This is a genomic window from Pseudomonas protegens (assembly GCF_003732485.1).
Lineage (GTDB): Bacteria > Pseudomonadota > Gammaproteobacteria > Pseudomonadales > Pseudomonadaceae > Aquipseudomonas > Aquipseudomonas protegens_B.
In genome coordinates this window covers 416,164-425,648 of record NZ_MOAK01000086.1, presented here as the reverse complement: position 1 = coordinate 425,648, position 9,485 = coordinate 416,164, and the positions used below count along the sequence as shown (strand labels likewise).

Sequence of the window (9,485 nt, the reverse complement as noted above, 5' to 3'; positions counted from 1 at the left end):
AGCAGACCGACCGCGGTACGCTGGTGACCTTCGGTGACGTGCTGTTTGCCACCAACAAGTCCGACCTGAAATCCGGCGGCCTGGTGAACATCAACAAGCTGGCGCAATTCCTCCAGCAGAACCCGGACCGCAAGGTGATCGTCGAAGGCTACACCGACAGCACCGGCAGCGACTCCTATAACCAGTCCCTGTCCGAGCGCCGTGCCGGCTCGGTGCAGATGGCCCTGATCCGCATGGGTGTCGACCCGGCGCGTATCGTCAGCCAGGGTTACGGCAAGGAGTATCCGGTAGCCGATAACGGCAGCGTTTCCGGCCGCGCCATGAACCGTCGCGTGGAAGTGACCATTTCCAACGACAACCAGCCGGTAGCGCCACGTTCGGCCATCAGCCGCAACTGATGGAGCGCCCTGCCTTTACAGGCAGGTAAAACAAAACGCCGCCGACCTCATCAGGTCGGCGGCGTTTTTTTATGCGGTTACCTCTGTAGGAGCCGGCTTGCCGGCGAACCGATCACTGCTCCAGTTGCGGGGGTTCCTGGCCCATGCAGCGCACCGCCTGCTTCTTCTTGTTCACCAGCACCCCGGTCAGGCCCTTCTGTTGGGTGTCGAACAGCACCAGCACGCCATCGATGCACTGGGCCACTTCGTCGGCCGGTTGCAGGGAGATCTTGTAGTCCTCACCGGGCACCGTCTTGAGCATGGTGAAGTCGCTGAGCAGCAACGCGTCCTCCGGTTTGGCGAAGTGCAGATAGCCGTAGTACCACAGGCAGGCCACGGTGCCGATGATGCTGCAGATACCGGTGATGATCATGGGAATGGCGTTACGTTCTTCACTCATTGCGGACTCTCTGGAGGTTCAACTGCTGAATTCGGCGTCGTCGGGTAGTTGGGGATTTCCCCCAGGCGACGCAACCCGTCGAAATGCTGCGGATCGTCGAGATAGCGCAGCATCACGCGGCGCCAGGTCGGATCGGCAAAGGTTTGCACATGGCCACCGCGGGTCAACTGCAGGACCCGCGGTGGCGGCGCAGCTTGATACACCCGGATGCCGTTGGAAAGGGGCACGATCGGATCGTCGATGCTGTGATAGATCAGTTTCGGCACCCCGGTCAGACGCGGCAGCAGGTGAAGCGCGCTGTCGGCGTCCGGCACCAGCCACGACAAAGGCACCTGCAGCGGCCAGGTCAGCCAGGAAGTGCTCAGGGCATAACGCCCGACATCACGGTAGCTGGCCGGTACACCGTCGAGGACGATGGCCTTGAGTTGCGCCTGACGCTCGGGGTGCTCCACCAGATAGTGAATGGCCAGGGCACCGCCAAGGCTTTGTCCGAGCACGATCAAGGGTTTGTCTTGAACCTCCGGGGCCTGGTCCAGCCACTTGAACGCGGCGTCGACATCCTGGTAGATCGCCGGCAGGCTCGGCGCACCTTCGGACAAGCCATATCCGCGGTAGTCCAGGAGCAATACCTGATAGCCCTGCTCCGGCAGCCACCAACTGCCCCCCAGGTGCCAGGCCAGGTTGCCGCCGTTGCCGTGCAAGTGCAGCACCGTGCCCTTGACCGCCACCCCCGGCTTGGCCGGCAGCCACCAGCCGTGCAGCTTGAGGCCGTCGGCGGTGGTCAGGGTAATGTCACGGTATTCGAGCTTGGCCCGTTCGGGGGTGAAGGGCAGCCCGGGCTCGGGATAGAACAGCAGCGAGCTGCAGCCTGTGAGGCACAGCAGCAACGTCAGTGCGGCCAGCAAACGCATCATCGGCCACTCCGTGTATCTATGAATACGTCCATGTGGGCCCCCGGAAAAATTCAAAGGATATTGGAGTAGTCCGCCTCGATCCGGTCCAGGCTCAGGTGGTTGAGGAAGTTGGAGAAACACATCCACGCCGACAGCGCATTCATGTCGCGGAACTGGTCGGGCAGGTACTTGGGTGGCACCACCAGGCCTTCATCCACCAGTTGGCGCAAGGTTCGCATGTCTTCCAGGGTGGTCTTGCCGCAGAACAGCAAGGGGATCTGCTCCAGCTTGCCTTTGCGCACAGCCAGCTGAATGTAGTTGTAAACCATGATGAAGCCCTTGAGATAGGACAAGTCTTTGGTAAAAGGCAGTCCGGTGGGCACCGAACCGCGGAACACCCGGCTGGCGTTGCCATAGCTCTCGGCCATCTCGAAACCCTGTTCGCGGAAGAACTCGAACACCTGCAGGAAGTCCGCGCCCTCCTCCACCATATGGATGGCTCGGGTGCGGTTGGTCAGCTTGCGCAGGCGGCTGGGGTAGGAAGCGAAGGTGATGATCTCCATCAGGATCGCCAGGCCTTCCTGGGTCACCGTGGACGACGGCGGGCCCTTGGCCAGGAAGGTGCAGATGGGCTGGTTGAGACCGTTCAAGGTAGTGCCCACATGCACCAGCCCCTCATGGACTTCCAGGGCCCGCACATCACGCTCGTTGAACATCGCATCGCTGCGGATCTTGATGTAGTCGGCACCCGCCGCCGCGTCGGCAACAATGCCGTCGGACTCGAATACGCGGATGGTTTCCTCGGCCTCGCCGAACACTTTGTTCAACCGGCTTTGCAGCAGGCTCACCGCCTCCTTGGCACTGAGAATCTTGGGTTCGTCCTTGAGGTCGCCGCGCCCGTCGATGTTGTTCAGGTAGTCGGACATCATCAGCCCGAGGTCCGCCAGGGTCGGATCACCGGCATGGAAGGCATCGGACGCGGCACCGTAAAGCTCCTGGGAAATCAGCCCGAAATCACCGGTCCCCCGGGCTTCGAGCATGCGCACCACCATGCGGTATTCCTTGCACATGCGACGCATGATCTGGCCCACCGGATTGAACTGGCCCAACTGGCGGGTGATGTCGCGCTCGATGTTCTGGAACTCCAGTTTCACCGCGCCAGAGTCGAAGGACAGCGGCCGCCCTTCGTAATAGGCGCGATCCACCGCCGGCATTTCCTTGCCCTTGGCCTTGAGAAAGCCCTTGCGGATGTTCTCGTCCCACTTCACCGCATCCAGCACCCGGATCGGTGTCTGTGCCAGCACTATGCGATCGGACAAAGTGCGTATCGTCTGCTGGTAATCGTCCACCCGAAGCTCCTATTGAATGGGTCTGTAGCGCGGGGTCACTTGCCCACGCGCTTGAAGCGCGCCGCCTCGACAAACAGGTCGGAGTTGGCGGGGTCGTCAAGGTAGGCGAAGACCTCGGGCAACGGGCTGCTGATCAGCACGCCATCGCCCTCGGCCGTGGTCATGGCTTCGCCGTTCAAGGCCTTTTGACCCAGGGCCTGGCGAATCTGTTCCAGGTCCAGGGTATAGAGCACCAGTTCGTGTTTTGCCGTCAGCTCGAACCCGGCAATGCTGTAATGCCCGCCAAAAGCCTGGGGCACTGCGGCCGACAGGTACCAGCGATTGCCGTGCCGGGACACGGTGAAATCATAGGCGTCCCGCGGGAGCGCCGTGCCGCCGGGGTAACTCGAAGCGCGGTAGCGGTTGGCGCCGATCTGGCTGAGCTGGATATTCAGCGGCTCGCCCCAGGCATTCTTGCTGGCCCACTTGCCCAGCAATTGGGCAGGCGCCGCCTGTTCGGCCGGCAGCGGGTCCTTGAAGACAACCAGGCAACCGCTGAGCAGCAGGAACGACAGGGCAATCAGAATGCGCCAGGCTTGCATGCAACTCTCCTATGAACTCCAGAATGACTCTAGCCGCTGGCGTGGGCTACGACCGACAGGCCGCAGCCGGCCCGCCGTGCCGGACGCGTCAGACCGAAGCCAGCACCAGATGCATGTAGCGCGTGAGGATGCCGAGCATTTCTTCCTCGGCCAGCGGCTCGGTGCCGTTGAGCAGGCCCTGATATTCCATCCGGCCGATTATAGACGTCAACACTTTGGCATCTTGTTGCGGCTCCCGGGAGCCAAGGACCTGGAAGAACTGGCAGGTGCCCTGGAGCAGGATCTGCTGGTGCGAGCGCACTAGTTGCGCCAGGCGTGGGTTGAGCAGCGCCTCCTGGCGGAAGGCCTGTTCGGCCATCAGGTGCTCGCGACGATTGTGCAACTGGCGCTGCACATAATCGGCGGTCAGTCGGGCGATATCATCGGCCAGCTGCGAACGGGACGCGGCGCTGCCGTCGCCGTAGGCCACCATTTCCCGCAGCAGGCCTTCATTGCTGGCCCACAGCTTGGCCATGAACGCCGCACTGCGTTCCACGTACTGGGCGAAGGTATCGGTGAGCAGGTCATCGATATCCTTGAAGTAATAGGTGGTGGCCGACAAGGGCACACCGGCTTCGGCGGCCACCGCACGATGGCGCACGGCCCGCACGCCGTCACGCACCACAATGCGCATGGCGGCATCGAGAATATCCTGTCTACGCTGCTCACTGCCTTGGCGGCTGGCCTTACGGCCCTGGTACTGAACACTTTCAGCCACCGCAGTGGCGATGCCAGCTGCACCTTCTTGAGCAATTGCGCGGTTCACGACAGATATTCCCTCTTGAAAATCACACAGAATTAGAAGCGGTACGTCAGTTCCAGCCAGACAATAAAAAGCCGCCTGTTGAAGGCGGCTTCTTATTCACAACGCTTAAGCTTGTGGCCGCATGTGCGGGAACAGGATCACGTCGCGAATCGACGGCGAGTTGGTCAACAGCATCACCAGACGGTCGATACCGATGCCTTCACCGGCGGTGGGCGGCATACCGTATTCCAGGGCACGCACGAAGTCGGCGTCGTAGTGCATGGCTTCGTCGTCACCGGCGTCCTTGTCCGCCACCTGGGCCATGAAGCGCTCGGCCTGGTCTTCCGCGTCATTGAGCTCGGAGTAGGCATTGGCGATCTCGCGGCCGCCGATGAACAGCTCGAAACGGTCGGTGACGTTGGGGTTGTCGTCGTTGCGACGGGCCAGCGGCGACACCTCGAACGGGTACTGGGTGATGAAGTGCGGCTGCTCCAGCTTGTGCTCCACCAGTTCTTCGAAAATCATCACCTGCAACTTGCCCAGACCTTCGAAGCCCAGGACCTTGGCCCCGGCCTTCTTGGCAATGGCTCGCGCCTTGTCGATGTCGTTCAGGTCATCGGCAGTCAGTTCCGGGTTGTACTTGAGGATCGAGTCGAACACCGACAGGCGCACGAACGGCTCGCCGAAGTGGAACACCTTGTCGCCGTACGGCACGTCGGTGCTGCCCAGCACCAGCTGCGCCAGTTCACGGAACAGTTCTTCGGTGAGGTCCATGTTGTCTTCGTAGTCGGCGTAGGCCTGGTAGAACTCCAACATGGTGAATTCAGGGTTGTGACGAGTCGAAACGCCTTCGTTACGGAAGTTGCGGTTGATCTCGAACACTTTCTCGAAACCACCAACCACCAGACGCTTGAGGTACAGCTCAGGCGCGATACGCAGGAACATTTCCATGTCCAGCGCGTTGTGGTGGGTTTCGAACGGCTTGGCCGCAGCGCCGCCAGGGATGGTCTGCAGCATCGGCGTTTCGACTTCGAGGAAGTCGCGCTTCATCAGGAAGCTGCGGATGTGGGCGATCACTTGCGAACGCACGCGGAAAGTCTGGCGTACTTCTTCGTTGACGATCAGGTCGACGTAGCGCTGACGGTAGCGCTGCTCGGTGTCGGTCAGGCCGTGGTGCTTGTCCGGCAGCGGGCGCAGCGACTTGGTCAGCAGGCGCACGTGAGTCATTTCAACGTACAGGTCACCCTTGCCGGAACGGGCCAGGGTGCCTTCGGCGGCAATGATATCGCCCATGTCCCAGGTTTTCACCGCGGCCAGGGTCTCTTCGGACAGGGTCTTGCGGTTGACGTAGACCTGAATCCGTCCAGTCATGTCCTGGATCACCATGAACGAGCCACGGTTGAGCATGATGCGACCAGCAACCTTGACCGGGATCGCCGCCTCTGCCAGTTCTTCCTTGGTCTTGTCGGCGTACTTCTTCTGCAGATCTTCGCAGTAGTTTTCGCGGCGGAAGTCGTTCGGGAAGGCATTGCCCTTGGCGCGCTCGGCAGCCAGCTTTTCCTTGCGCAGGGCGATCAGGGAGTTTTCTTCCTGTTGCAGGGCTTGCGGGTCGAGTTGTTGGTCGCTCATGTCTTTAGATATTCCATCAGGTTCGTTGCCCCCGGGCCTTGCAGTCCGGGGATCGCCAGCAGCGCTGGCTCCTACAGGGATCGAGTTGAATCAGCCGATCCTGTATCGCGTCTTTTTACAGCCCGGATTTCAGGCTGGCTTCCAGGTACTCGTCGATGTCGCCGTCGAGCACTTTGTCGCAGTCGCTGCGTTCAATGTTGGTACGCAGGTCCTTGATCCGCGACGCGTCGAGCACGTAGGAGCGGATCTGATGACCCCAGCCGATATCCGACTTGGTGTCTTCCAGCGCCTGGGAAGCCGCGTTGCGCTTCTGCATTTCCTGCTCGTACAACTTGGCCCGCAGCATTTTCATGGCGGTGTCCTTGTTGGCGTGCTGGGAACGTTCGTTCTGGCAGCTGACCACGGTGTTGGTCGGTACGTGGGTAATACGCACGGCCGAGTCAGTGGTGTTTACGTGCTGACCACCGGCACCGGAGGAACGATAGGTATCGATCCGCAGATCTGCCGGGTTGATTTCGATTTCGACCTTGTCGTCGATCTCTGGCGAGACGAACACCGCGGAGAACGAGGTGTGGCGACGGTTGCCGGAGTCGAACGGGCTCTTGCGCACCAGGCGGTGCACGCCGATCTCGGTGCGCAGCCAACCGAAGGCGTATTCGCCCTTGATGTGCACGGTCGCGCCCTTGATCCCGGCCACTTCACCGGCCGACAGCTCCATGATGGTCGCTTCGAAACCGCGCTTGTCGGCCCAGCGCAGGTACATGCGCAGCAGGATGTTGGCCCAGTCCTGGGCCTCGGTACCGCCGGAGCCGGCCTGGATGTCCAGGTAGGCGTTGTTCGGGTCCATTTCATGGCTGAACATGCGACGGAATTCCAGCTTGGCGAGGTTTTCCTCGAGACGGGCCAGTTCGGCGACGACATCGCCCACTGCGCCTTCATCCTCTTCCTCGACAGCCATGTCCAGCAGGTCGCGGCAATCGGCCAGACCGCCGTTCAGCTCGTCCAGGGTCTCGACAATCTGCGCCAGCGCAGCGCGCTCGCGGCCCAGTTCCTGGGCGTATTCGGGTTTGTTCCAGACACTCGGATCTTCAAGCTCGCGATTGACCTCGGTCAGACGCTCATGCTTTTGATCGTAGTCAAAGATACCCCCGAATAGTTTCGGAGCGCTCGGACAGGTCCTTGATGGTGTTAAGGATCGGGTTGATTTCCATGGGGGGCGGCACTCGTTGGCGAACTTTTGAAAGCCGAAGATTATAACGGAATCACCGAATCACGGCAGCCCGCTTAGCGGCTTTAGAGGCCAATCAGCCATCTAATTTCAGCGACAGCCCCACTGAAATCCAAGTGCACACTGAATTTTATTCTCCTCACTTACCTGCAAGCCCTGCTCGGCAAGACACACCAACTTCGATGCTCACGGGCTGCAATGTGCAACCACGGTGCTCTTGAGACCAGCCAGCGCTATACAATCCCACCTGAAATGACAAGGAAGCAGCAGGCTCATGGGACGCACACTCAACAGCGCAGAAATAGAAAAGATCCAGCGCAGGGAGCGCCGAAACTGGAGAGGCGTCCAGGCGTTTTTCGCCGCGCTCTTCAGCGCACTGGCCTTTATGCCGTTGATGGGAATCTGGCTGCTGGTCTCACCGGCGCTGGCCTGCGCCCTGGTAGTGCCCTGGCTGATATTTTTGTGGTGGTGGATCTACTACCGCACAAGAATGCTGGTGGATGAGGTCGATGAGCGAACCCAATGGCTGCAGGCCAGGTTCAGCTGTCGCTGGGTCCACGTCCACAGGGGCGGCTACATGGACTACAGCTTTGGCGACTACCCGATAGCCCCTGGCAACCTGCTGAACAACTGGTTCATCGACAAGACACTCAACACCTACACCACCTACCGCATCGAAGCGGTAAAGCTCACGTGTCGGCACACCGCGAGCCACAGCTACTACCTGTTCAGAGACACCCTGGTGGAGGTCGCACAGGATCAGGCGCCGGCCACGGAAATGGCTGACGCCTAGCGTGCACGCCGAACCCGCCTACTCGATCCCGACCTGATTGCGGCCATTGTTTTTCGCCAGGTACAACCCCTTGTCCGCCGCCGAAATCAACTGCCGGCAATGGCTGTTGGGCTGTGGCGTTATGGTGGAAAGTCCGATGCTGATGGTCAGACTGGCGCCCTCCACCGGCGCGATATGGGGGATTTTCAGGGCTTCCACGGTCTGGCGCAGTTTCTCCGCAACCAGTCGTGCCCCGCCCGGCGAAGTGTTGGGCAGCACCAGCACGAACTCTTCGCCGCCGTAGCGCGCCGGCAGGTCGGAAGGCCGGCTGCTGGCCTCGCGAATCGCCGTGGCCACCTTGCGCAGGGCTTCGTCGCCCTCCAGGTGGCCGAAGGTGTCGTTGTAGGTCTTGAAGTAGTCGACGTCGATCATCAACAGCGACAGTTGGCTCTGCTCACGCATTGCCCGACGCCATTCCAGCTCCAGGTATTCGTCGAAGTGCCGGCGGTTGGACAGCCCGGTCAGGCCGTCGGAGTTCATCAGCCGCTGCAGCACCAGGTTGGTGTCCAGCAACTGCTGCTGGCTGACCCGCAACGCACGGTAGGCGGCATCGCGCTGCAACAGGGTCATGTAGGAGCGGGAGTGATAGCGGATGCGCGCCACCAGCTCGATGTTGTCCGGCAGCTTGACCAGGTAGTCGTTGGCCCCGGCGGCAAAGGCCGCGCTCTTGATCAGCGGGTCCTCCTTGGTGGAGAGGACGATGATCGGGATGTTCTGGGTCGCCGGATGGTTACGGTACTCGCGCACCAGGGTCAGGCCGTCCAGCCCGGGCATCACCAAGTCCTGGAGGATCACCGTGGGCTTGATGCGGATGGCCTGGGCAATGGCCTGGTGAGGATCGGCGCAGAAGTGGAAGTCGATGTTTTCCTCATTCGCCAACCCACGCCGAACGGCCTCGCCGATCATGGCCTGGTCATCCACCAGCAACACCATTGCAGCGTTTTCGTCGGTCTTGAATTCGTCGAGCTGTAAATCATTCATGGGTTGTCACCTGAGTTGCTACCTGGCCAGGACAGCTGCGTTTATCAGTCATTTGGCAAATATCTCCAGCAAACGTGGAGCGATCTTGTCCAGTGGGCGAATCTCTGCGGCGGCACCGATGGCAGCGGCCGCCTTGGGCATGCCATACACCGCGCTACTGTTCTGGTCCTGAGCGATGGTCAAATACCCCTGATCGCGCATCAACTTCAAGCCCTGGGCACCGTCGCGGCCCATGCCGGTCAGCAGCACCCCCACCGCATCGCCATTCCAATAGTTGGCGACACTCTCGAAAAACACGTCGATGGAGGGCCGGTAGATTTCATTCACCGGTTCGGCGGTATAGGCCAGGGTGCCGTTCTTCAACAACCGGA

At 60.9% G+C, this 9,485-nt stretch carries 11 protein-coding genes; 2 read left to right on the top strand and 9 right to left on the bottom strand.

Features of this window, described 5'->3' with window-relative positions; all coding sequences use genetic code 11:
- Nucleotides 1-398, top strand: a 398-nt coding sequence (locus tag BLX41_RS36565; protein WP_259745307.1) for an OmpA family protein, incomplete at its 5' end; no start/stop codon positions are given.
- A gap of 112 nt (nucleotides 399-510) precedes the next feature.
- Here BLX41_RS36565 and BLX41_RS28890 read toward each other — a convergent pair.
- The 7 genes from BLX41_RS28890 to prfB all read right to left on the bottom strand — a co-directional run bounded on the left by BLX41_RS28890 (nucleotide 511) and on the right by prfB (nucleotide 7,284).
- Nucleotides 511-837: a PA3694 family proteiin gene (locus BLX41_RS28890; RefSeq protein ID WP_123727628.1), complete on the bottom strand. Its 327-nt coding sequence runs from the start codon at nucleotides 835-837 to the stop codon at nucleotides 511-513.
- Nucleotides 834-1,748, bottom strand: coding sequence for an alpha/beta hydrolase (locus tag BLX41_RS28885; protein ID WP_123727806.1), 915 nt, complete (start codon nucleotides 1,746-1,748; stop codon nucleotides 834-836). The genes BLX41_RS28890 and BLX41_RS28885 overlap by 4 nt, the downstream gene beginning before the upstream one ends.
- Before the next feature lie 53 nt (nucleotides 1,749-1,801).
- Complete coding sequence (locus BLX41_RS28880; protein ID WP_123727627.1) at nucleotides 1,802-3,079, bottom strand: flavohemoglobin expression-modulating QEGLA motif protein; 1,278 nt, start codon at nucleotides 3,077-3,079, stop codon at nucleotides 1,802-1,804.
- 35 nt (nucleotides 3,080-3,114) lie between these two features.
- Complete coding sequence (locus BLX41_RS28875) at nucleotides 3,115-3,660, bottom strand: hypothetical protein (RefSeq protein WP_123727626.1); 546 nt, start codon at nucleotides 3,658-3,660, stop codon at nucleotides 3,115-3,117.
- Nucleotides 3,661-3,748: 88 nt separating this feature from the next.
- Nucleotides 3,749-4,465, bottom strand: coding sequence for a TetR/AcrR family transcriptional regulator (locus BLX41_RS28870; protein WP_123727625.1), 717 nt, complete (start codon nucleotides 4,463-4,465; stop codon nucleotides 3,749-3,751).
- 105 nt (nucleotides 4,466-4,570) lie between these two features.
- Nucleotides 4,571-6,073: a lysine--tRNA ligase gene (gene lysS, locus BLX41_RS28865; RefSeq protein ID WP_123727624.1), complete on the bottom strand. Its 1,503-nt coding sequence runs from the start codon at nucleotides 6,071-6,073 to the stop codon at nucleotides 4,571-4,573.
- 115 nt (nucleotides 6,074-6,188) lie between these two features.
- Nucleotides 6,189-7,284, bottom strand: a protein-coding gene (gene prfB / locus BLX41_RS28860; RefSeq protein ID WP_123727623.1) for a peptide chain release factor 2 whose coding sequence is annotated in 2 segments (ribosomal slippage) — nucleotides 6,189-7,211 and nucleotides 7,213-7,284 — 1,095 coding nt in all. Because the reading frame shifts where the segments join, the coding sequence is not laid out codon by codon here.
- Nucleotides 7,285-7,575: 291 nt separating this feature from the next.
- Between prfB and BLX41_RS28855 the strand changes: the two genes are divergently transcribed.
- Nucleotides 7,576-8,094: a hypothetical protein gene (locus tag BLX41_RS28855; protein ID WP_123727622.1), complete on the top strand. Its 519-nt coding sequence runs from the start codon at nucleotides 7,576-7,578 to the stop codon at nucleotides 8,092-8,094.
- Nucleotides 8,095-8,112: 18 nt separating this feature from the next.
- On the opposite strand, the gene BLX41_RS28850 is transcribed toward BLX41_RS28855, so the two are convergent.
- Both BLX41_RS28850 and BLX41_RS33905 read right to left on the bottom strand, forming a co-directional pair.
- A complete protein-coding gene (locus BLX41_RS28850) occupies nucleotides 8,113-9,114 on the bottom strand; it encodes a response regulator (RefSeq protein WP_025127597.1) in 1,002 nt (333 codons plus the stop codon).
- Nucleotides 9,115-9,162: 48 nt separating this feature from the next.
- Nucleotides 9,163-9,485 (bottom strand): chemotaxis protein CheB (locus BLX41_RS33905; protein ID WP_311197601.1); only part of this gene is annotated, 323 nt, incomplete at its 5' end.

What these genes read in the sequence shown, in the direction of transcription:
- BLX41_RS28890 (WP_123727628.1), bottom strand. Translation starts at nt 837, where the DNA reads ATGAGTGAAGAACGTAACGCCATTCCCATGATCATCACCGGTATCTGC.
- BLX41_RS28885 (WP_123727806.1), bottom strand. Translation starts at nt 1,748, where the DNA reads ATGCGTTTGCTGGCCGCACTGACGTTGCTGCTGTGCCTCACAGGCTGC.
- BLX41_RS28875 (WP_123727626.1), bottom strand. Translation starts at nt 3,660, where the DNA reads ATGCAAGCCTGGCGCATTCTGATTGCCCTGTCGTTCCTGCTGCTCAGC.
- lysS (WP_123727624.1), bottom strand. Translation starts at nt 6,073, where the DNA reads ATGAGCGACCAACAACTCGACCCGCAAGCCCTGCAACAGGAAGAAAAC.
- BLX41_RS28855 (WP_123727622.1), top strand. Translation starts at nt 7,576, where the DNA reads ATGGGACGCACACTCAACAGCGCAGAAATAGAAAAGATCCAGCGCAGG.
- BLX41_RS28850 (WP_025127597.1), bottom strand. Translation starts at nt 9,114, where the DNA reads ATGAATGATTTACAGCTCGACGAATTCAAGACCGACGAAAACGCTGCA.